The sequence below is a fragment of the Arthrobacter sp. ASL1 genome (genome assembly GCF_056680475.1).
Window position 1 is genome coordinate 3,713,310 of the sequence record NZ_CM155284.1, and the last position, 22,727, is coordinate 3,736,036.

Here is a 22,727-nt window from a genome sequence, read left to right on the forward strand (position 1 = left end):
TAGCAGGAACTTCACGCCCTCGCGTAACCGGTAGTCGGGGACTCAGTCCGGGTTTTCGGGACGGCCGGCGACCCGTGAGGCCACGAGGGCGCCTCCCGCCAACACGCATGCCGAGACGATCCCCGCGGCAGCTCCCAGAACCCCGGTTTCGGTGGGGCCCCACCACGCCAGCAGGAGCACGACGACGGCGAGCACCTGGGCGCCGACCTGGGGCCACGCTGCCGCCCGGGCCGCCTCGCGCAGGGCGGCCCGGGTGAACCGGGCCGAGCGTGGCCCCATCGCGGCCAATCCGAGGAGCACGTAGACGGCATGGAAGGCCACCACATAGAGCGGCAATGTCCACAGCCCCATGCTGCTGACGCGGACGTAGGCAGCCCCCAGGAGCAAAAGCGCAATCAGGGCGGCGATGTGCTGGGGCCACAACAGGATCAGGGCGACCCCGGCGGCGACGACGGCCAGCGCACCCACCCACTCGAGCACCCCCTGCCCGGCAGCGGTCGCGATCGCGGCGGGCAGGGTCCCGGCGACCAGCAGGGCGGCGGCGACCAGCGCCAGCGTCGCCGCGGGGACGGTCCCCGCGACCAGGGGTTCCAGCGAGGGAGACCGGTGTGACGGGGCCAGCGCACGGGACAGGCGAATCACCGGGCACCGCCGGGTAGCGTCCGGGACCGGGCACGTTGCAGGCCCCACCGCTCGACGGACTCACGCAGGTTCGACGCCGGCAGGACCGGGATCCCCTCCCCGGCCAGTTCGGCGCGCACCGCTGCCCGGGTGGCCAGCAGCAGGGCCAGGGCCTGGGCCTCGGCGGCCGGCAGGCCGGCGGGATCGGGCTCCGGCAAGGTGTCGACGACGGCGACGATGTGCCCGGAGCGGACCCAATGGGCCGGTAGGGTCGCGGCATCCGGATCGAGCAGCGGCGAGAAGAAGTAGACCAGGGTCCCCGGCGCCGGCGCCGGCATGCGGGAGGGCTGGATGCTGGTGGATGGCACGGTCAAGGCCGCCAACCGGCGCCGCAGCAATTCGAGTTGGCGATGGCCCCCGGCTGGACGCAGGGGAGCGCCGAACCCGAACGCGTCCAGCAACCCGACCCGGTCGCCCCGGGCGGCGTACGCCGCCGCCACCGATCCCGCCGCCCCGCGTGTGAGTTGAAGGCTGGAGACCATCCGCAGAGTGTCCAGACTCGGGTCGACCCATGCAGCAACCCGCGCGGGGATATCCACCCGGGAATCGATGGCCAGGGTGACTCCGGCATCGGCGGGGGCGAGGTAGCGGCGCACCAGGGGGGTCGCGGCGGCATCGGTGCTGCGCGCGGTGGCCCGCCAGTCGATGTGCCGTCGGTCGTCGCCATGGCGCAGCGGTCCGATGTCGCGGATCTCTGTCCCGCCGCCGCGCAGCCGGGCATGATGTGACCCGGCATGCGCCCGCAGCGCGACCGGCACCGGAAGCCTGCGGAGTGGCTCGGCTTGGGGCTGGAGCAGTGCGGTGAGCACACCGGTCGTAGACTCGTCGCGGCAGACCCCCAGATCGGTGCTGAAGGCCGAGACTCGGTAGTCCAACAGGTCCCGCCGCCCACCCAGGGGTACACGCACCCCCAGCAACGAGGTCTCGGCTGCCGTGGCGACAAATGCGGATTCACGGCCACCGGGGGCCAGGGCGCGAACGGCCATCAGGGCATTCCCGGCATGGTCGGCCTGTGATCTGTCGTGGAAGAAGACGGGGCGGCGTCCTGTGGAGCCGGCGTCCCGAGACGTTCCAGGGGCGAAGCCCAGCGTCGGCGCGTGACCCTGGCCGAACCGCCGTGGAACCGAGACGGCGATCAACGCGAAGAGCGCGCCGATGACGGCAATGTCCGGACGCCTGGCCACCGCTGCGCCCACGCCGAAGAGGAGGGCCAGGACGACGGCCACACCCCATTGGGGGGAATGCGCCGGTGGGCCCGCGGCCGCCGGACGGTTTCGGGCATCGACCAGCCGCGCCGGGGTCATGTCCAGTTCCGTCACGGCGCCGTCGCCGGTACGGGGACCGCAGCGGTGAGTTGCCGGACCAGTTCCACCGGGTCGGACCCGCGGGCCCAGGCCGCCGGGGAGAGCACCAGCCGGTGGGCCAGTGCGGGGACCGCCACGGCCTTGACGTCCTCGGGCACCACGTAGGCCCGGCCATCCAATGCGGCGACGGCGCGGGAGAGCAATACCAGTGCCTGGGAGCCGCGGGGAGATGCCCCGACCTGCACCTCGTCGAGGTCGCGGCTGGCGGCGGCGAGCCGGACCGCGTAATCGATGATGTCAGGGGAAACGGGAATGCCGGACAGTGATTCCTGCAGCCGGCGCAGACCTGCCGCATCCAGCACGGGGTCCAGGACCGGTTCGACCAGACCGCGAACCAGACGGCGTGCCACGATGTCGGCTTCCGCCTGCGCCGTGGGATAGCCCAGCGACAACCGGACCAGGAACCGGTCCAACTGGGCTTCAGGGAGGGGATAGGTCCCCTCGAACTCGACTGGGTTCGACGTGGCGAAGACATGGAAGGGCACCGGTAGGGTCCGTGTCGCCCCTTCCACGGAGACCTGCCCCTCGGCCATGGCCTCCAACAGGGCCGACTGGGTCTTGGGCGAGGTGCGGTTGATCTCATCGGCCAGCAGCAGGCCCGTGAAGACCGGCCCGGGCTGGAAGTCGAACGTCCGCTCGACGGGATCGAAGATCGAGGACCCGGTGACGTCGGACGGCAGCAGGTCGGGGGTGCATTGCAATCTCCGGAACCCCAGGCCGAGCGTCTGCGCCAAGGACCGGGCCACCAGGGTTTTGCCCAGCCCGGGCATGTCCTCGAAGAGCACATGGCCGCCGGCCAACACGGAGGCCAGGGCCAACCGCAGCGGCTCACGGGTCCCCACGACCGCCCGGCCAACACCGTCCAGGACGGCGGCGCCGGCAGCGGCGATCTGCTCGACGGCCGGTTCGGGAGCGGCATGGACGGAGGAACGGTCGATATTGGAGGGTCGATCGGTCATGGTGTGCCTTTCGAGGGGGCTATGGAGGTGGCTGGTGAGTCGGCGAGGCAGGCCTGGATTTCACGCGCCGCTGCCGTCGTCTGGCGGGCGGTGAGGTCGTGTCCGGCGGCCAGTTCACGCTGGACGAGGACCGTTGCGGGGCCGACGGACTCCACGTCCCCAGCGGCCCGGACGGCGATGGCGACGGCATACTCCAGCGCCGTCGCCGCGGGGGAGTGCCGATGGACGCGCTGGGCGAGCAGGGCGAACGCAGTGGTGCGAAAGGCCTCGTTGCCGTTGGCGGGCCGCCCCGGCGCGAGCATGGCCCGACCGGAGAAGGTCAGCAGGGGGAACAGCGTGAACAGGTACCCCAGGCAGACGCCCACGGCGGTGAACAGCGCGGTGTGCCCGGGGTCGATGCGGGTGTACAGGCAAAAGGCCAGCGCGACCGTGCCGAAGCAGAGGGGCCCTATCCACGCCGTCTTGCGACGCACCCCTCCGGCGCTCACTCCCCGGCTCCCGCGTGGTGGTGGACACGGTCTGCGGTGCCGACCGCCTCGGCTAGCCGTGCGAAGTCGGCCCCGGCCTGGCGCACCTGCTCGTCGCCGGGCTCCCAACCCGGGACACCGACGTCGTACCTGACGCGTTCATAGAGGGCGAGCAGACGGGCCAGCGGTGGGGACGGGACGCCGAAGGCGGCCAGCATGGCACCGGCCTGCTCGGTCGGGGTCGACGCGCGGTCGTGCCGCAGGCCCCGGGTGGTGGCCAGGCGTTCGAGTTCGGCCCAGCAGGCGATGATGCGCGAACGGATCTGCGCACCGGTGGCACCTTCGAGCGACGTCTCGGCCCGGGCGAGCGTGGCGGCGACCTCGGCGCGCAGCTTCGCCTCGGAGGGGATGTCATCGGCCGCTGCGGCATGGGGCGGGTCGGCGGTACGGGCCTGGCGGCGCAGTGACAGGACCATCCCGACAACGAACAGGACGACGACGGCGAAGAGCACCGCGGCAATCGTCTGGCCGATCCTGCCGATGGCGGCGTCATCCGGGCGGCTTTCGGGTGCAACCGGATCCCCGGAGGGCTCCGCGGATTGCGTCGCTTGGGCCGGAGCGGGAAGGTCCGGGGTCGGCAGGACGAGGCCCTGCGGGCTGTGGTGCGTCATGGCCGGCAGGGTCGCGGCCCCGAAGACGACCAGCAGCGAGCCCAGGAAGACGAGCAGGAACACGGCGGACGGCCGGGGCAGCCGTCGCCCGGCTGGGTCAGCGTCCATGGTCTCCCTCGTCCCTGTGAAGCAGTTGGTTCGGAATCTACCAGCACCGGCCGTTTGGCGGGAGGGGAGGGCGGCGCCGGTGGGGCGACGTCGTTACGCGCGTGACCTGCCGGTTCACCGAGTCGGGGAGCCGGGGTGGCGACCGTTATCCTTGTGTGGTGACTCCTGAAGAACTCTCCCTCGCCATTTCCGCCTGCCTGCGCGACGCCGTCGCGGCCGGTGAATTCACCGTTGACGTCCCCGACGAGGTGCGGGTGGAGCGGCCCAAGAGCCGCGAGCACGGCGACTGGGCGACGAACATCGCCCTGCAGCTGGGCAAGAAGGCCGGCATGAACCCGCGGGAGTTCGCCACCGTGCTGCGCGGGCGCCTCGTGGAGATCCCCGGGGTCACCGCCGTGGAGATCGCCGGACCGGGCTTCCTGAACATCACCGTCGACGCTGCCGCCGCCGGTGGGCTGGCGAAGGCCATCGTCGAGGCGGGTGCCGCCTACGGTTCGGGTACGGTCATGGCCGGACACCGCATCAACCTCGAGTTCGTCTCCGCCAACCCCACCGGCCCCATCCACCTGGGCGGCACCCGCTGGGCCGCGGTCGGGGACTCGTTGGCGCGCATCTTCCAGAACCAGGGGGCCGAGGTCACCCGGGAGTACTACTTCAACGACCACGGTGCCCAGATCGACCGGTTCGCGCGCTCCCTGCTGGCCAATGCGCAGGGTGAACCGACCCCGGAGGACGGCTACGCGGGCGAGTACATCGACGACATCACCGCCCGCGTGATCGCCATCGAACCGGACATCCTGCAGGCCGACGACCCGCAGGAACGCTTCCGTGCCATCGGCGTCGACATGATGTTCGGCGAGATCAAGTCCTCGCTGCACGATTTCGGCGTCGACTTCGACGTGTACTTCCACGAGGACTCGCTGCACCGCGACGGCTCGGTCGAGCAGCTGCTCGAACAGCTCAAGACCTCCGACAGCCTGTACTTCGCCGATGGCGCCTGGTGGCTGCGCTCCACCGACCACGGCGACGACAAGGACCGCGTGGTCATCAAATCCGATGGCAACGCCGCCTACATCGCCGGTGACATCGCCTACATCCATGACAAGCGGTCCCGCGGGTTCGACCTGAACATCTACATGCTCGGCGCCGACCACCACGGCTACGTGGCCCGCCTGAAGGCCGCTGCCGCCGCGCTGGGTCACGACCCGGACTGCGTCGAGGTCATGATCGGGCAGATGGTCAACCTGGTGCGCGACGGCAAACCCGTGCGCATGTCCAAACGCGCCGGCACCGTCGTCACCCTTGAGGACCTGGTCGACGCCGTCGGCGTGGACGCCGCACGCTACGCCCTGACCCGCTACTCCTCGGACTCGAACATCGACATCGACCTGGACCTGCTGGTGCAGAAGACCAACGACAACCCGGTCTTCTATGTGCAGTACGCCCACGCCCGCTCCCGGGCCGCCGCCCGCAATGCCGCGGCGGCCGGCGTGGACCGCAGCGCCTTCGACGCGTCCCTGCTCACGCACGCGACCGAGAACGAGCTGCTCGCCGTGTTGGCCCAGTTCCCGCACCACCTCGCCGGAGCCGCCGAACACCGTGAGCCGCACCGCGTCGCGCGGTACCTCGAGTCCCTGGCCGGGGCCTACCACCGCTGGTACGGGGCCACCCGCATCACCCCGCTGGCGGAGGCACCGGTCGAGGACGTCAACCGCACCCGCCTGTGGCTCAACGACGCCACCACCCAGGTCCTGGCCAACGGGCTGGACCTGCTCGGCGTCTCGGCACCGGAGAAGATGTAGCCATGGCCGCCTCAGCCTTGGCCCCCGACTGGCTGTCCTACCCCGCCGACGCCAACGCGCTGCGCCCGGTCCAGTGGGCGGACGGCGTGGCGCGCACCGACGACGGCGAACTGGCCGTCCAGGGACTGCGCGTGTCCGAACTGGCCCGCGAATACGGCACCCCGCTGTTCGTGATGGACGAGGACGACTTCCGTTCCCGTGCCGCCGGTTTCCGCGATGCGTTCAACGCCGCCTTCGCCGAGCTGTGCGGCGGGGTCGACGTCTACTACGCCGGCAAGGCCTTCCTGTGCACCGAGGTCGCCCGCTGGGTGACCGACGAGGGCCTGCGGTTGGACACCTGCTCCGGCGGCGAACTCGCCGTGGCCCGCCGCGCCGGGGTCCCGGCGGCGAATCTGGGCCTGCACGGGAACAACAAGTCCACCGCGGAAATCGAGACCGCCCTGGACATGGGCCTGGGCCGGATCGTGGTGGACAGCCTGGACGAGCTCGAACGCGTCGCCGCGATCGCCTGCCGGCTGGGCACCACCGCCCACGTCATGCTCCGGCTCACCCCCGGGGTACACGCCAGCACGCACGAATTCATCGCCACCGCCCACGAGGACCAGAAGTTCGGCCTGTCCATGGTCGCGGACGACGCCGGTGCCTCGCCCGCCGCTGACGCGGTCGCCTTCGCGCTGGCGTCGCCGTCCATCACCTTGTTGGGCATCCACGCGCACATCGGATCGCAGATCTTCGAGGCCGAGGGCTTCGAGGTCGCCGCCCGCAAGATGCTCGGTTTCCTGGCCGGAATCCGCGACGCCCACGGCGTGGAGCTGCCCGAGCTGGACCTCGGCGGCGGCTACGGCATCGCCTACACCGAGGCCGACACCCCGCGCGAGCCCGCCGTCCTCGCCCAGGCGATGGCCGCCGTAGTGCAGCAGGAAGCCGCCGCGCTGTCACTGGCCGTGCCGCGGATCTCGATCGAACCGGGCCGGGCGATCGCCGGGCCCAGCACGTTCACCCTCTACGAGACCGGCGTGCGCAAGACCGTGCAGGTCCTGAACGGCGACGGCACCCTGCCGCGGCGCTACGTCTCGGTCGACGGCGGGATGAGCGACAACGCCCGCCCGGTCCTCTATGACGCGGACTACACCGCGGTGCTGGCCTCGCGTGTGACGGATAGTGAACCGATTATGTCCCGCGTGGTTGGAAAGCACTGCGAAAGTGGTGACATAGTCGTGCGGGACGTTTACCTGCCGGACGATGTGGCGGCGGGCGACCTGCTCGCGGTCCCGGGGACCGGGGCCTATTGCTGGGCATTGGCCAGCAACTACAACTACCTGGCCCGCCCGGCCGTCGTCGCCGTTCGCGGCGGCACGGCCCGCACCATCATCCGCAGGGAAACCGAAGACGATTTGTTGGCCCGTGACATGGGAGCGTAGATAACACGTGAAGAAACTCAGGGTGGCCCTGCTCGGCTGCGGCAATGTCGGTTCACAGGTGGCACGGATCCTGCTGGACGACGCCGGTGAACTCACCACACGCGTGGGTGCCGAACTCGAACTAGCCGGCATCGCGGTCCGCAACACCGCTGCACCGCGCGACGTCGAATTGCCCGCGTCGCTGTTCACCACCGATGCCGAGGCGTTGATCGACGACGCCGACATCGTCATCGAGCTCATGGGCGGGCTGGAGCCGGCGGCCACGCTGATCCGCCGGGCCATCGACGGCGGGGCCACCGTGGTCACCGGGAACAAGGCGCTGCTGGCCAAGGACCTGCCCGGGCTCTCCGCCCGCGCCGGGGACGCCGGCGTGCAGCTCTCCTACGAGGCCGCCGTCGCCGGGGCCATCCCGATCCTGCGGCCGATCCGCGACTCGCTGGCCGGCGACCGGATCACCAAGGTCATGGGCATCGTCAACGGGACCACGAACTACATCCTCGACGCCATGGACACCACCGGCGCGCAGTTCGGGGACGCGTTGGAGCGGGCCAAGGAACTCGGCTATGCCGAGGCCGACCCCACCGCCGACATCGAGGGCCACGACGCCGCCGCGAAGGCCGCCATCCTGGCGACCCTGTCCTTCCACGCACCGTTCGACCTGGACGACGTGCACTGCGAGGGCATCACCTCCGTCACCGCCGACGACGTCGCCGCTGCCCGGGAACAGGGCATGGTCATCAAGTTGCTGGCCATCGCCGAACGCCTCGGCGACGGCAACGGCTCCGAGGGCGTCGGGGTGCGCGTCCACCCCACGCTGATCCCGCGGGTGCACCCGCTGGCCGCCGTCCACGGGGCCTTCAACGCCGTGTTCGTGGAGGCGGACAACGCCGGGGAACTGATGTTCTACGGCCAGGGCGCCGGCGGCAAGCCGACGGCGTCCGCGGTCGTCGGCGACGTCGTCTCCGCTGCCCGCCGGGTCGTTCTCGGTGGGCCCGGGCGCACCGAATCCACCACCGGCACCGTGCGGGCGCTGCCCATCCAGGCCGTGTCGACCAGCTACAGCATCGGCCTGCGCGTCAACGACAAGACCGGCGTGCTGGCCAGGATCGCCACGATCTTCACCGAGCGCGGCGTGTCCATCGAATCGATGCGCCAGATCCCGGACCCCGTGGACGGGGACGAGCCCGGCTCGGCCACGCTGCGCTTCGTCACCCACCAGGGCAGCGAGGCCGCACTGGCCGCCACGGTGGCGGACATCGAGGCGCTGAAGGTCGTCACCGCCGTTACATCAGTACTGAGAGTCGAAGGAAACTAAGTGGCCCACCAGTGGCGCGGAGTCATCCGCGAATACGCATCCCGCCTGCCCGTCAACGACTCCACCCGGGTCATCACCCTGGGGGAGGGCGGCACACCGCTGGTCCTCGCCCCGGCGCTGTCCGAGCTCACCGGATCCGAGGTGTACCTGAAGGTCGAGGGGATGAACCCCACCGGCTCCTTCAAGGACCGCGGCATGACCATGGCGATCACCGCCGCCGTCGCCGCCGGAGCCGAGGCCGTGGTCTGCGCCTCGACCGGCAACACCTCGGCTTCCGCCGCTGCCTACGCCACCCAGGCCGGCATCAAGTGCGCCGTGCTGGTCCCGGACGGCAAGATCGCCATGGGCAAGCTCTCCCAGGCCATCGCCCACGGCGCCGAGCTGCTGCAGGTCAACGGCAACTTCGACAACTGCCTGGACGTGGCCCGCAAGCTGTCCGAGAACTACCCGGTCTTCCTGGTGAACTCGGTGAACCCCGCGCGCATCGAGGGCCAGAAGACCGGAGCCTTCGAGGTCGTGGACTCCCTCGGCGACGCCCCGGACTACCACCTGCTGCCCGTGGGCAATGCCGGGAACATCACCGCCTACTGGAAGGGCTACAAGGAATACTCCGAGCCCTACGAGTCCGAAACCGCGGGCACCCTGCCCGCCGTATCGACCAGGCGCCCGGTCATGTGGGGTTTCCAGGCCGCCGGGTCGGCCCCGATCGTCGCCGGGCACCCCATCACCGAACCGGACACCATCGCCACTGCCATCCGCATCGGCAACCCCGCCTCCTGGGCCCAGGCCGAGGCAGCGCGGGATGAATCCGGCGGCCTGATCGACGCCGTCACCGACGAGGAGATCCTCGAGGCGCACCGCTGGCTGTCCGCCCGCGAGGGCGTCTTCGTCGAGCCGGCCTCCGCCGCGGGCGTCGCCGGGCTGCTCAAGTACCACGCCGCCGGCCAGGTGCCCTCCGGCAAGAAGATCGTCATCACCGTCACCGGCCACGGACTGAAGGACCCGCAATGGGCCCTGCGCAACGCCGACGGATCCGATGTCACGCCCACCAAGGTGGACTTCGACGTCGTCTCGGTCGCCGACGCCCTCGGTCTGGCCTGAGCCGTGGCCTCGAGCAACCCCGCCGGTGCCCCGGTGCCCCAGGCCCCCGTCGCCGGTCCGTCCGTCGCCCCGGGGCAGAGCGTGACCGTCGTCGTGCCCGCGACCACCGCCAACCTGGGCCCGGGCTATGACTGCCTCGGCATGGCGTTGGGGCTGCACGACACCCTGACGGTCACCACCACGGCCGAGACCGGCGTGCACGTGGACATCGAGGGGGAGGGTGCCGGCTGCCTGCCCACCGACTCGAGCCACCTGGTCGCCCGCACCATCCTGGCCCGCTGGTCCGATGCCGGTGCGGCGCCCGCGGGCTTGCGGCTGCACGCGCGCAATGTCATCCCGCACGGCCGTGGACTGGGCTCATCCGCCGCGGCCATCGTCTCGGCCCTCACGGCCGCCGATGCCCTGCTTCCCGCGGCCCTGCGCCGCGAGATCACCGACCGCGAGCCGGTCTTTGCCGCCGCCGCGCGCCTGGAGGGCCACCCCGACAATGTTGCGCCGGCGGTCTTCGGTGCCCTGACCCTGTCGATGCAGGACGACGCCGGGGCCACCAGCACCGCATTGTCGCTGGACGAACGCATCGTGCCCGTGGTGGCCGTCCCCAACATCGAGTTGTCCACCCGCACGGCGCGCTCGCTCTTGCCCGATGCCGTCCCGCACGCGACGGCGGCGGCCAACGGCGCACGCGTCGGACTGCTGGTGCACGCCCTGGCCGGGGATCCGTCGCTGCTGCTCGCCGCCACCGAAGACCGCTTGCACCAGGGCTACCGCTCGCCCGCCATGCCGGCCTCCGCGGAGCTGATCACCCGGCTGCGGGCCGCCGGCCACGCCGCCGTCGTCTCCGGTGCCGGGCCCACGGTGCTGGTCCTGGCCGCGTCCGGCGACGAGGCGCGTCGGGTCGCCGACCTTGTCTCCGCGGCGCCGGACGGCACGGGCGGGGCACCTGCGGTGTCCTGGCGTGTCCTGATGCCCGGCGTCGACCGTGTCGGTGCTAGACTGGAAGGGCACTAGCGGTATTGACCCCGGTTTCCGGGTCCGTGGCGAGTCGCCACAGCCGGAATCCGGACACGCTTGGATCGTGCACTTCGAGAACCCCACATTGTGGATCCCATGTGTCGGCCCGACGCGTCACCGCGTGCGGCTTTCAGACTGGTCGTCCCCCGACTCTTGGGGAATCCGACGGCCACCACACAGGATGAATGCCTCAGGGCGCCATCGGCTTACCGCCGCTGCGTCCAGCAGCCGGCCCGCATCTGAAGCGGATCACCGGAAGACAACCCAGCGGATCGTTCCGACACGATCCGCCTGACGAGGGGGAAGGAACCTTCGTGACCGAAACCACCAGCCTGACTGCAGGCGTGGAAGAAACGTCGACGGCACCGCAGAACGGACTGGCCGGGCTCAAGCTCGCCCAGCTCCAGGCACTGGCGTCGCAACTGGGGATCACCGGCGGATCGCGCATGCGCAAGGGCGACCTTGTGACCGCGATCTCGAGCCACCAGCGCGGCGGCTCCGTTGCCGACCGCGAGAAGGCCCCGAAGGCCGAGACCGCCAAGAAGTCGCAGTCCTCCGCCGAGCAGGCTCCGGCCGAGGCCGCCCAGTCCGGCAAGGATGCCGAAGCCGCCGAGCGACCCGCCCGTGGCCGCGGCCGTAGCCGCCGCGCCAGCAGCGACGGACAGGCACCCCAGGTCACCGAGACAGCCGACGCCGCCCCCGCGCAGAGCGCACCGTCCGGTGAAGCCGAATCCTCGACCGAATCCGGCTCGAACCAGCGCCGGGGCCGTGGCTCCCGCCGTGCGTCCGACAACGGAAATGCCAACTCCCAGGCCGCCGAGTCCACCCAGGACGCCGGCCAGGACCAGGGCAACTCCGCCCAGGACGGCAACGACGACCGTTCCGACGACCGCAACGAGCGCGGGGACCGCAACGATCGTTCGCGCAACCGCCGCTCGCGCAACCGCCGCGACAACGACGGCGACTCCTCCGGTGAATCGCGCGAGAACAACCGCGACGACAACCAGAAGGGCCAGCAGGACAATTCGGGCCGCAACGCCCAGCAGGACAACTCGGGTCGCAACGCCCAGCAGGACAACTCGGGTCGTAACAACCAGCAGGACAACCAGCGGGAAAACAACAACCGCCGGGACAACCAGCGCGACAACGACTCGAACGACCGCAGCGGACGCAACAACCGCCGCGAGCGCAACCGCGACCGGAACAACCGCAACGACCGCAACGACCGGAACAACCGGCGTGGGCGCAACCGCAACCAGCCCGAGGTCGATGACACCGAGGTGACCGAGGACGATGTCCTGCTGCCCGTCGCCGGCATCCTGGACGTGCTGGAGAACTACGCGTTCGTCCGCACCTCCGGCTACCTGCCCGGGCCCAACGACGTCTACGTCACGCTGAACCAGGTCAAGAAGAGCAACCTGCGCAAGGGCGACGCCGTCGTCGGCGCCATCCGCGCCCCGCGCGATGGCGAGAACAACAACAGCGGGAACCAGCGCCAGAAGTTCAACGCACTGGTGAAGCTGACCTCCGTCAACGGCAAGCCGGTCGAGGAGAACACGGACCGCGTCGAGTTCAACAAGCTCGTCCCGCTCTACCCCTCGCAGCGGCTGCGCCTCGAGACCGAGGCCAAGCTCGTCGGCCCCCGCGTCATCGACCTGGTCGCCCCCATCGGCAAGGGCCAGCGTGGTCTGATCGTCTCGCCGCCGAAGGCGGGCAAGACGCTGATCCTGCAGTCCATCGCGAATGCGATCACCGTCAACAACCCCGAAGTGCACCTGATGATGGTCCTCGTCGACGAGCGTCCCGAGGAAGTCACCGACATGCAGCGCACGGTGAAGGGCGAGGTCATCGCCTCGACCTTCGACCGCCCGGCCGACGACCACACCACGGTCGCCGAACTCGCCATCGAGCGCGCCAAGCGCCTGGTGGAGATGGGCATGGACGTCGTGGTCCTGCTGGACTCGATGACCCGCCTGGGCCGTGCCTACAACCTCAGCGCGCCCGCTTCGGGCCGCATCCTCTCCGGCGGTGTGGACTCGGCGGCGCTCTATCCGCCGAAGCGCTTCTTCGGTGCCGCGCGCAACATCGAGAACGGCGGCTCGCTGACCATCCTGGCCACCGCCCTGGTGGAGACCGGTTCCAAGATGGACGAGGTCATCTTCGAGGAGTTCAAGGGCACGGGCAACATGGAACTGCGCCTGTCCCGCCAGCTGGCGGACAAGCGCATCTTCCCGGCCGTGGACGTCAAGGATTCCGGCACCCGCCGCGAGGAGAACCTGCTCTCGGCCGAGGAGATCAAGATCATGTGGCGCCTGCGCCGCGTGCTCTCCGGACTGGAGACGCAGCAGGCCCTGGAGGTCCTGACCTCCAAGATCCGCGAGACGCAGTCCAACGCTGAATTCCTCATGCTGGTGTCCAAGACGACCCTCGGGTCCAAGTCCGACTCCTAGCTGCCTGATACGCCCGGAACCGGTCCCGCCACCATGCGCGGGGCCGGGCCGGGCGTTGTGCGTTAAGCGCCGATGCGGCGCAAACCTCCCTAGACTGGGGCACAACGTGGTCGAGCGGCCGCGGTGATGCCGAGAAAGAAGAGCCAATGTTCGAGTCCGTCCAGGGCCTGCTCGACGAGCACGCCGACCTGCAGCGCCAACTCAGCGATCCCGCCGTCTACCAGGACCAGTCCCTGGCCCGCAAGCTCGGGCGGCGCAGTGCGCAGCTCAACGGCATTGTCGAGGCGCACAAGCGCTACACGCAGGTCGTCGACGACCTCGAGGCCGCCCGCGAAATGGCCGGCGAGGACCCGGAGTTCGCCGAGGAGGCCGCCCGCCTGGAGCAGGACCTGCCCGTGGTCGAGGAGAAGCTGCGGCGGCTGCTCATCCCGCGCGACCCCAACGACGCCCGCGACGTGATCCTCGAGGTCAAGGGTGGCGAAGGCGGCGACGAGGCGGCCCTGTTCGCCGCGGACCTGTTGCGCATGTACACCCGCTATGCGGAGCACATGGGCTGGAAGACCGAGCTGATCTCCTCCAACGAATCCGATCTCGGTGGCTACAAGGACGCCCAGATGGCCATCAAGGGCAAGTCCAACGACCCCGCGGAGGGCGTCTACGCCCACCTGAAGTTCGAGGGTGGCGTGCACCGCGTGCAGCGCGTTCCGGTCACCGAATCCCAGGGCCGCATCCACACCTCCGCCGCCGGGGTCCTGGTGCTGCCCGAGGTCGACGAGCCCGAGGAAGTCGATATCCACGCCAACGACCTGAAGATCGACGTTTACCGTTCCTCCGGCCCCGGCGGCCAGTCGGTGAACACCACCGACTCCGCCGTGCGCATCACCCACCTGCCCACCGGCATCGTGGTGGCCATGCAGAACGAGAAGTCGCAGATCCAGAACCGCGAGGCCGCCATGCGCGTGCTGCGCTCCCGCCTACTGGCCCACCAGCAGGAGATCATCGACGCAGAGAACTCCGAGGTCCGCAAGTCCCAGGTGCGCACGATGGACCGCTCCGAGCGCATCCGCACCTACAACTACCCGGAAAACCGGATCGCCGACCACCGCACCGGGTACAAGGCCTACAACCTGGACCATGTGATGAACGGCGACCTGGCCCCGGTGATCGCCTCCTGCGTCGAAATGGACGAGCAGGACCGGCTCAACGCCATCGGCGACAGCCAGAAGAAGTAGGGCGTTGGTGGATCTCGAGGTGGCCCTGCGCCGGGCGGTGGCACAACTGCACGACGCCGGTGTCCCCTCTCCGCGTGCCGATGCCGAGTTGCTCGCCGGTCACCTGCTCGGCGTCTCCCGGGGCCGGGTGGCCGCACTGGCCCTGGCCGGCGCCGCAGTCCCCGACGGCTACGCCGAGCTCGTGGACCGGCGTGCGACGCGCATCCCGTTGCAGCACTTGACCGGGGTGGCCTACTTCCGCCACCTCGAGCTCTCCGTTGGACCCGGGGTGTTCATTCCGCGGCCGGAAACCGAGCTGCTGGCCCAGCTGGCCATCGACCGTGCCCGCGCCGTCCTAGCCGAGCGCGGGGCCGTGCGCGTCGTGGACCTGGGCACCGGATCCGGTGCCGTTGCCGCGTCCGTCGCCAGCGAGGTTCCCGGCTCCGAGGTGCACGCCGTGGAGCTCAGCGAGACGGCCTATCCGTTCGCCGCCGCGAACACGGCGTCCCATGGGGTCCGCCTCGTGGCCGGTGACCTGCGCACCGCGTTGGCCGGGGAGGAGGGCAGTTTCGACGTCGTCGTCTCCAACCCGCCCTACATCCCGCCCGGGGCCATTCCGCGCGACCCCGAGGTCCGCGACCACGACCCCGACCTGGCGCTCTACGGTGGAGGCCCCGATGGTCTGGAGCTGCCGCGGGCCGTCATCGCCACCGCCGAGCGGCTGCTGGTCGCGGGCGGCTATCTGGCGCTGGAACACGCCGACGTGCAGGGCCCGGCCATGCTGGGGCTCTTCGCTGCCAGCGGCCGGTGGCGCGACGTGGCCGGACACCGTGACCTGAACGACGCGGACCGCGTCACCTCCGGGTTCCTCGCCTGACGGCGGGGCCCCACAGCACGACATGGAAGAATGGACCCCGTGACCGAACGCTTTGACTGCACCACCGAACCCGCCCGTTCCGAGGGCCTGGCCGCCGCACAGGAGGCCATCGCCGCCAAGCAGTGCATCGTGCTCCCCACGGACACGGTGTACGGGATCGGCGCCGACGCCTTTTCCCCGCAGGCCGTCGCCACCCTGCTGGCCGCCAAGGGCCGCGGGCGCACCATGCCCCCGCCCGTTCTCATCCCGCGGGTGGGCACCCTGGATGGTCTGGCCACCGACATCCCCGACGACGCCCGACTGCTGGCCAACTTCTTCTGGCCCGGCCCGCTGACGTTGATCCTGCGCAGCCAGCCCAGCCTGACCTGGGACCTGGGGGAGACCCGCGGCACCGTCGCCCTGCGCATCCCCGACGACGATTTGGCCCGCGACCTGCTCGACGCGACCGGACCATTGGCCGTCTCCAGCGCCAACCGCTCCGGCCAGCCCGCGGCGTCCACCGCCGCCGAGGCCGAGGCCATGCTCGCCGAATCGGTCGCCGTCTACCTCGACGGCGGGCCACGCCCGGCAGCGGACCCCGACGCGACGGACGTCGGGGGCACCGGCGTGGATGCCGCCGTCGCAGCGGGCCTGCCGTCCACGATCGTGGACTGCACCGGCGACGTGCTGCGCGTGGTGCGCCAGGGCGCCCTGCCCCTGGAAGAGCTGCGGCGGCACGTGCCCTCGCTGCTCGGCTTCGGCGAGGACGCCCCCGACGCGGCGAACGTTCAAGCCGAACCCGAAGGTTCTGGTGTAGAACTGAAGGAGGGCGCGGACCCGGGGCCCGCCAGCTAGACGGCGATCCAGTCCCCAGTACGTACCACCCACGATTTCGGGAGGCCGCCCCGCACGGCGTCCCGGCCGGGAATCCGGCCCATTGACGAGGAGCACAGACCTGAGCGTCGCCAATCCATGAGCACCAGGCACAGCCCCGACGTACCCAAAACCGCCAGCAGCGACCGCATCCTCTGGCTCGGCTCGCAGTTCCTCCTCGACGCCGTGGCCTGGATCATCGCCATCGTCGTGGCCGTGATCCTGCGCTACGAGATGACGTTCGACCCCGGCAAGATCGACGGCGTCGCGATCGTCTGCGCCGTGGCGATCGTCAGCCAGTTCATCGTCGGCACCACCCTCTCGCTCTACAGGGGCCGCTACAGCTTCGGGTCCTTCCACGAGGCCAAGCTGCTGGTCATCGTCACCGTCGCCGTGTCGGTGATCCTCACCGCGGTCCTGCTCTTCGCCGGCATCCCGATGCAGATCGCCCGCGGGACCGGGCTCATCGCCTTCCCGTTCGCCTGCATCTTCATGGCCGCCATCCGCTACGTCAAGCGCATGCACGTCGAATCCAAGACCAAGCCCGGCGACCATGCCGAACGCACCCTGATCTACGGCGCCGGCTTCGTCGGCAAGTCCATCGTCACGCGGATGAGCAACGACCGGCTCTCGCCGTGGCAACCCGTTGGCCTGATCGACGACGACCCCGCCAAGAAGCACCTGCGCATCTCCTCCGTCCCGGTGCTGGGCCGGCGTGAGGACATCGCCGACGTCGTCAGGCGCACCCGCGCCACCGTTGTCCTGCTGGCGATGGCCAACATCGATGCCATCACCATCCGCGAGATCAGCGACCTGGGCCACTCACTGGGGTTGAAGGTGCTGGTGGTCCCGCCGCTGCGCGACATGCTCACCGGAGGCCACGAGTTCTCCTTCCGCGAGGTAGCCATCGAGGACCTCATCGGACGCCACCCCGTGGACATCCACGTCGACGAGATCGCCGGCTACGTCACCGGCAAGCGCGTGCTGGTCACCGGAGCGGGCGGGTCCATCGGCTCCGAGCTCTGCCGCCAGATCAGCGTCTTTCAGCCGGCCGAGCTGATCCTGCTCGACCGCGACGAAACCGGGCTGCAAGCCACCCAGATCTCGCTGACCGGCCGCGGGCTACTCGACGGACAGGACACGGTGCTGGCCGACATCCGCGACGCCGAGACCCTCACCGGGATCTTCCTCGACCGCCGGCCCGAGGTCGTCTTCCACACCGCAGCGCTCAAACACGTCTCGCTGCTGGAGCAGTACCCCGACGAGGCCTGGAAGACCAATGTGATGGGCAGCCTCAACGTACTCAACGCCGCCCGGGCGGCCGAGGTGGACACCTACGTGAACATCTCCACCGACAAGGCCGCGAACCCCACGACTGCTTTGGGCCACTCCAAGCGGGTGGCCGAGAAGCTCACCGCCTGGATGGGCGAGCAGACCGGACGCAAATACGTATCCGTGCGGTTCGGCAATGTGCTCGGCAGCCGTGGTTCGGTTCTGCCGCTGTTCACCGAGCAGATCCTCAAAGGCGGCCCGGTCACGGTCACCGATCCCGAGGCGACGCGTTTCTTCATGACCATTCCCGAGGCGTGCCAGCTGGTCATCCAGGCGGGGGCCATCGGCCGCGGCGGCGAGGTCATGATCCTGGACATGGGCAAACCGGTGCGCATCATGGACGTGGCCGAGCACATGATCCAGCTCAGCGGCAAGGACGTGGAGATCGAGATCACCGGCCTGCGCCCGGGGGAGAAGCTGCACGAGGACCTCATTGGCGAGGGGGAGGGCGACGAACGCCCGCTGCACCCGAAGATCTCGCACGCCCACATCGACATCCTCGACCCGGCGGAGATGGACCTGGGCGAATGGAAGGAACGCCAGGGCCACCTCGGCCGGCCGGACACCGGGGAAGCAGTGTCATGACCGGCATTGAGACCGTCGCGGTCGCCGTCTCCTTCGCGGCCGGTGTGCTGCTGCCCTTCGCGCTCATCCCGGTGTTGCAGCGGCTGGGGGTCATCGACGTCCCCAACGACCGTTCCTCGCACACCACCACGGCCGTGCGCGGTGTCGGGCTGACCATCACCGTCGCCGTGCTGCTCGGCTTCGCGCTCATCTGGTTCGCCGGGCCGCGCAGCGCGGGCCCCCTGCTCCCCGTGGTCGCCGGGGTCGCCCTGGCCGCCGCAACGCTCGGGTGGGTCGAGGACTACCGTGGCGTCTCGGTCGGGTGGCGCTTCGGGCTCCAACTGGTCATCGGCGCCCTGGGCACGACGGCGATGGTCGCCATCACCGACAGCTCGCCCTGGTGGATCCTGGTCGGCGCCTTGGCGGTGACCGCCTACATCAATGTCGCGAATTTCATGGACGGCATCAACGGGATTAGCGGCCTGCACGGGTTAACCGTCGGCCTGTTCTTCGCCGGCGCCGGCCTGCTTGACGGACAACCGTGGCTGGTCGCGCCCGCGCTGGTGGTCGCGGCCGCGTTCGCTGCCTTCCTGCCGTGGAACCTCGGGCGCGGGCATGTGTTCCTCGGCGACGTCGGCAGCTACCTGCTGGGGGCAACGCTGGCCGCGCTCGGCGCAGCGGCGTTCCTGAACGGCATGGAACCCGGCTACCTGCTGGGGCCCGTCGTCATCTACCTGGCCGATACCGGCTACACGCTGCTCGTGCGGATCCGCACGGGGGAGCGCTGGTACTCCGCGCACCGCCAACACGTCTACCAGCGGCTGACCGACGTCGGCCTCAGCCATGTCGCCTCCTCGCTGACCGTCACCTGCGCCACGGCGCTCTGCGCGGGAGGTGCCATGTTCAGCGTCCTGACACCCGGCCCGGCAAAGTTCCTCTGGGGCCTGTTCATCATCGCCGTCATCGCCGCCTACCTGTCCAGCCCAGCGTGGATCGCCCGGCGGTCCGGACAGCGACCGGTCGCCCGTTGAGAGTGCTGGCTGGTAACATTTCTATCTCGTGTAGAATTGTTCCGGGTTCCCAGCGGGAACGCCAACAATCCTGACCACCCGTCAAGGTGCCCTGCGCCGGACGGGAGGAACGACAACGAGGTGGACGTACATGCCGGAGGCGGCACACCCCCGCGGCGCACACGCCGTTCGGGAGTCGGGGGCGACCCCGTCTCCCTGGCTGTCGATCCTGCGCAAGTGCTCTGCCGTCGCCGCTGCCGCCACCGTGCTGGTGGCGATCGTGGCCTGGTTGGCCGCGGGCCCGGCAGCTGCCGGCAGCTCGCTGGCTGCGGGAGTCGTCGTCATCGTCTTCTTCGGCATCAGCCTGGGCATCGGACACCTGGTCGGACGGCGGAATCCCTCCGCCGCCTTCGGGGCGTTCATGATCGGGTACGTGGTGAAGGTCGTCGTGCTCGGAGTGCTGGCCTTCGGCCTCGGCGCGCCGGCATGGCTCGACGGGACGTGGCTGCTCGTCGGGGTCATCTCGACGGTGGTCATCTGGCAGGTCGTGGAGTTGCATGCCTTCTCCCGGCTGCGCCTCCAGCTCTACAACGACCCCGTCAACACCACCCCAGCGGACGAAGGGAAGAACTGATGGCCCAGCCCGGCAGCAGCAATTCCCCGAGGCCTGGGATCTCACGTTTTCGTGAAAACTTCAACTACATCGTTGGCGGGATCATCGCGTGGGGTTTGATAGGGTGGTTGTTGGACTTCCTGTTGCATCAATCTTGGATCTGGATTGTCGGCGCCCTTCTTGGTGCCGTTGCCGGATATTATCTGGCCTTCCTCCATCGGAAAGAACGCGCTTCCCGGCGGGTTCGCGGTGCGGACGAGTAACAGCCAACAACTTCATCAGGTAGGGGTCGGAAACGGCCTCGCACCGAAACTGCCCAAAGACGGACACTGCAGAGAGGAACCGCGTTGATCGCGCTTGCGCTTCCGGCGGCCCCAGAACAAGGCGGCTTCAAAGCCCCCGGCCTAGAGGACATGCACCTCCCCGAAATCCTCCCCTGGGGAGCGGACTACGGGAGTGGCTTCGGCAAACAGATGCTGCTGGTCATCATCTCCGTCATTCTCATCTCCTGGTTCTTCATGGCAGCGTCCCGCCGTCGCCAGCTAGTCCCAGGCAAATTCCAGTTCCTCGGCGAGGCGGCGTACAACTTCGTACGCAACTCCGTGGGCAAGGACATCATCGGCGAGAAGGACTTCAAGCCCTTCGTGCCGCTGCTGATGTGCCTGTTCTTCTTCATCCTGGTGAACAACCTCTTCGCCGTCGTGCCGATCTTCCAGATGCCGACCACCTCGCATGTGGGCACCGCCTACGCGCTGGCAGGCATCGTCTACGTCTTCTGGATCTTCCTCGGCCTGAAGAAGCACGGCATCGCCTACCTCAAGCTGGCCGTCGTCCCCTCCGGCGTGCCCAAGGCCATCCTGCCGCTGATCATCGTCATCGAGATCATCTCCAACTTCTTCGTCCGCCCGCTGACGCACAGCCTCCGTCTGTTCGCCACCATGCTCTCCGGCCACCTGATTGTGATGCTCGCTGCCGCTGGCACGTCGTACATGATCGTCGAGGGCGGTATCTTCCTGAAGGGCCTGGGCGTACTGACGTTCATCGGCGGTGTCGGCATGGGCCTCTTCGAGGTGCTGATCATGGTCCTCCAGGCCTATGTCTTCGTCCTGCTGACCGCCATCTACATCCAGGGCTCACTGGTCGAAGAGCACTAAAAGCTTTCCCCACCCGGGGAATACCCTGTATCCAAACACCCTGCCAATCGGCATTCTGAAAGGAACACAATGGAAATCTACGGTAGCCTCAACGCCATCGGTTACGGCCTGTCCGCAATCGGCGGTGCCATCGGCGTGGGTCTCGTCTTCGCTGCATACATCAACGGCGTCGCACGTCAGCCCGAGGCCCAGCGCGTGCTGCAGCCGATCGCCTTCCTCGGCCTGGCGCTGACCGAAGCTCTTGCCATCCTCGGCCTGGTCTTCGCCTTCATCTGGGGCCGCGTCTAAACTTCGGGTCCTTGCAGGGAACCGAAGGTTAGAGTCTAAGAAAGACGGGTGAATTATGATCTACGCAGCACTAAGCGCGGCTGAGGGCAAGGTAAACCCCCTCGTCCCCAATGTCTGGGAAATCGCACTGACGCTGGTGACCTTCCTCGTTCTGCTGTACCTCGTCAACAAGTTTGTCGTCCCGGCATTCGAGAAGACGTATGAGGAACGCTCCGCGGCCATCGAGGGTGGAATCGCCAAAGCCGAGGCCGCGCAGGCGGAAGCCAACGCAGCCCTCGACGAATACAAGCAGCAGCTGCTGGACGCGCGCACGGAAGCCAATCGCATCCGCGAGGAAGCCCGTGCCGAGGGGTCCAAGATCCTGGCCGACCTGAAGGAGAAGGCGGCGGCCGAGTCCGCGCGCATCACCGAACAGGCCCATGTCCAGATCGAGGCCGAGCGCCAGGCTGCCGTCGTCTCCCTCCGGGGAGAAGTCGGATCGCTGGCCACGCAGCTCGCCAGCCGCATCGTGGGCGAGTCCCTCGATGACGATGCACGCTCCGCACGTGTGGTCGACCGCTTCCTGAGCGACCTCGAGAACCAGCAGAGCGCAGGTGCATCGAACTAATGGCAGGTGTATCGAGCCAGTCGCTGGCCGCGGCGCAGTCCGAGCTGGAGGCAAAACTGCCGACGGCCGGCCTGCCGTTGGCCACGGACCTCTTCAAGGTGCTTGCCGTCCTGGATTCCAGCGCCGGCTTGCGCCGCGCACTGACCGATCCGTCGCGCAGCACCGAGGAAATGACGGCCCTGACGTCCCGGCTGCTGCAGGGAAAGGTCTCCCCGGAGGCCCAGTCCATCGTGGCCGGTCTCGCCGGTTCCCGGTGGGGCTCGGCGCGTGACATCGGCGATGCACTCGAAACGCTGGCCGCCACCGTGGCCATCAGCGTGGCAGAGCGCCAGGCAGAAGGGCCTGCGGGTCTCGAAGCCCTGGAAGAAGATCTCTTCGGCTTCATCCAGGTTGTGGGTTCCAGTCATGATCTGCAGCGCGCCCTCGACGACCCGCAGGCCGATGCCGACGCCAAGCGCACCCTTGCGCTGAAGGTGTCGCCGCAGGCCGGCGAGGTCGCGCGGGTCCTGATCACCCAGGCCGTCGAATCCCCTCGGGGACTGAGGCCTGCTGCACTCGTGCAGAAGTTTGTGGAGTTGGTGGCCAAGCGCCAGCAGCGGTGGATTGCGCATGTCAGCGCCACCCGTCCGTTGACTGATGAGCAGTTCAACCGACTGCAGGCCGGGCTCAACAAGCTCTACGGACGCGATCTGAAGATCAACGCCGCAGTGGATCCATCACTAGTTGGAGGAATCCGGGTAGTCGTCGGTGACGAGGTTGTTGACGCAACTGCAGCCACCCGCCTCGCGGAACTCCGCCGTCGGTTGGCCGGGTAGCCCTCCACTTCGGAGGGCGGCCCGCCGCCGCTACCACAGACTGAATTAAACCCC

General features: G+C 69.1%; 22 protein-coding genes. 17 read left to right on the plus strand and 5 right to left on the minus strand.

Features of this window, described 5'->3' with window-relative positions; translation table 11 throughout:
• Positions 1–42: 42 nt before the first annotated feature.
• From AC1MEQ_RS17595 to AC1MEQ_RS17615, 5 genes are read right to left on the minus strand one after another with little or no spacing between them, the layout of a single operon-like run.
• Complete coding sequence (locus tag AC1MEQ_RS17595) at positions 43–642, minus strand: hypothetical protein (protein WP_479792576.1); 600 nt, start codon at positions 640–642, stop codon at positions 43–45.
• On the minus strand, positions 639–1,985 hold the full coding sequence (locus tag AC1MEQ_RS17600) for a DUF58 domain-containing protein (protein ID WP_479792577.1): 1,347 nt from the start codon (positions 1,983–1,985) through the stop codon (positions 639–641). Before AC1MEQ_RS17600 ends, AC1MEQ_RS17595 begins: the two co-directional genes overlap by 4 nt.
• Before the next feature lie 11 nt (positions 1,986–1,996).
• On the minus strand, positions 1,997–3,004 hold the full coding sequence (locus AC1MEQ_RS17605; RefSeq protein WP_479792578.1) for an AAA family ATPase: 1,008 nt from the start codon (positions 3,002–3,004) through the stop codon (positions 1,997–1,999).
• On the minus strand, positions 3,001–3,492 hold the full coding sequence (locus AC1MEQ_RS17610; protein WP_479792579.1) for a hypothetical protein: 492 nt from the start codon (positions 3,490–3,492) through the stop codon (positions 3,001–3,003). Before AC1MEQ_RS17610 ends, AC1MEQ_RS17605 begins: the two co-directional genes overlap by 4 nt.
• Positions 3,489–4,250: a DUF4129 domain-containing protein gene (locus AC1MEQ_RS17615; RefSeq protein WP_479792580.1), complete on the minus strand. Its 762-nt coding sequence runs from the start codon at positions 4,248–4,250 to the stop codon at positions 3,489–3,491. The genes AC1MEQ_RS17610 and AC1MEQ_RS17615 overlap by 4 nt, the downstream gene beginning before the upstream one ends.
• A 158-nt stretch (positions 4,251–4,408) precedes the next feature.
• Between AC1MEQ_RS17615 and argS the strand changes: the two genes are divergently transcribed.
• From argS to AC1MEQ_RS17700, 17 genes are all read left to right on the plus strand, one after another.
• Positions 4,409–6,052 (plus strand): arginine--tRNA ligase, encoded by a 1,644-nt coding sequence (gene argS, locus AC1MEQ_RS17620; protein WP_479792581.1) that lies wholly within the window; start codon positions 4,409–4,411, stop codon positions 6,050–6,052.
• 2 nt (positions 6,053–6,054) lie between these two features.
• A complete protein-coding gene (gene lysA / locus AC1MEQ_RS17625; protein WP_479792582.1) occupies positions 6,055–7,473 on the plus strand; it encodes a diaminopimelate decarboxylase in 1,419 nt (472 codons plus the stop codon).
• Positions 7,474–7,480: 7 nt separating this feature from the next.
• Positions 7,481–8,788, plus strand: coding sequence for a homoserine dehydrogenase (locus AC1MEQ_RS17630; protein ID WP_479792583.1), 1,308 nt, complete (start codon positions 7,481–7,483; stop codon positions 8,786–8,788).
• Complete coding sequence (gene thrC / locus AC1MEQ_RS17635) at positions 8,789–9,889, plus strand: threonine synthase (protein WP_479792584.1); 1,101 nt, start codon at positions 8,789–8,791, stop codon at positions 9,887–9,889.
• A 3-nt stretch (positions 9,890–9,892) separates the two neighbouring features.
• Complete coding sequence (gene thrB, locus AC1MEQ_RS17640) at positions 9,893–10,897, plus strand: homoserine kinase (protein ID WP_479792585.1); 1,005 nt, start codon at positions 9,893–9,895, stop codon at positions 10,895–10,897.
• A gap of 317 nt (positions 10,898–11,214) precedes the next feature.
• Positions 11,215–13,350, plus strand: a complete 2,136-nt coding sequence (gene rho, locus AC1MEQ_RS17645; protein WP_479792586.1) for a transcription termination factor Rho — start codon at positions 11,215–11,217, stop codon at positions 13,348–13,350.
• Between the two features lie 146 nt (positions 13,351–13,496).
• The gene (gene prfA / locus AC1MEQ_RS17650) at positions 13,497–14,582 is read left to right on the plus strand and encodes a peptide chain release factor 1 (protein WP_479792587.1); all 1,086 of its coding nucleotides are present in this window, start codon (positions 13,497–13,499) and stop codon (positions 14,580–14,582) included.
• A 4-nt stretch (positions 14,583–14,586) separates the two neighbouring features.
• Complete coding sequence (prmC, locus tag AC1MEQ_RS17655; protein WP_479792588.1) at positions 14,587–15,438, plus strand: peptide chain release factor N(5)-glutamine methyltransferase; 852 nt, start codon at positions 14,587–14,589, stop codon at positions 15,436–15,438.
• Between the two features lie 39 nt (positions 15,439–15,477).
• A complete protein-coding gene (locus AC1MEQ_RS17660; protein ID WP_479792589.1) occupies positions 15,478–16,272 on the plus strand; it encodes an L-threonylcarbamoyladenylate synthase in 795 nt (264 codons plus the stop codon).
• Positions 16,273–16,389: 117 nt separating this feature from the next.
• Positions 16,390–18,207, plus strand: a complete 1,818-nt coding sequence (locus AC1MEQ_RS17665; protein WP_479792590.1) for a polysaccharide biosynthesis protein — start codon at positions 16,390–16,392, stop codon at positions 18,205–18,207.
• Entirely contained in the window at positions 18,204–19,217 is a 1,014-nt protein-coding gene (locus tag AC1MEQ_RS17670; RefSeq protein ID WP_479792591.1) for an MraY family glycosyltransferase, read from the plus strand. Before AC1MEQ_RS17665 ends, AC1MEQ_RS17670 begins: the two co-directional genes overlap by 4 nt.
• Positions 19,218–19,347: 130 nt before the next feature.
• A complete protein-coding gene (locus AC1MEQ_RS17675) occupies positions 19,348–19,830 on the plus strand; it encodes a Cg1360 family ATP-synthase-associated protein (protein ID WP_479792592.1) in 483 nt (160 codons plus the stop codon).
• Positions 19,830–20,072, plus strand: a complete 243-nt coding sequence (locus tag AC1MEQ_RS17680; RefSeq protein WP_479792593.1) for a hypothetical protein — start codon at positions 19,830–19,832, stop codon at positions 20,070–20,072. Before AC1MEQ_RS17675 ends, AC1MEQ_RS17680 begins: the two co-directional genes overlap by 1 nt.
• 84 nt (positions 20,073–20,156) lie before the next feature.
• Positions 20,157–20,963, plus strand: a complete 807-nt coding sequence (atpB, locus tag AC1MEQ_RS17685; protein ID WP_479792595.1) for a F0F1 ATP synthase subunit A — start codon at positions 20,157–20,159, stop codon at positions 20,961–20,963.
• Between the two features lie 69 nt (positions 20,964–21,032).
• Entirely contained in the window at positions 21,033–21,251 is a 219-nt protein-coding gene (gene atpE / locus AC1MEQ_RS17690; protein ID WP_343901976.1) for an ATP synthase F0 subunit C, read from the plus strand.
• 55 nt (positions 21,252–21,306) lie between these two features.
• The gene (locus AC1MEQ_RS17695) at positions 21,307–21,858 is read left to right on the plus strand and encodes a F0F1 ATP synthase subunit B (protein ID WP_479792598.1); all 552 of its coding nucleotides are present in this window, start codon (positions 21,307–21,309) and stop codon (positions 21,856–21,858) included.
• Complete coding sequence (locus AC1MEQ_RS17700) at positions 21,858–22,673, plus strand: F0F1 ATP synthase subunit delta (RefSeq protein WP_479792600.1); 816 nt, start codon at positions 21,858–21,860, stop codon at positions 22,671–22,673. Before AC1MEQ_RS17695 ends, AC1MEQ_RS17700 begins: the two co-directional genes overlap by 1 nt.
• The last annotated feature ends 54 nt before the right edge of the window (positions 22,674–22,727 follow it).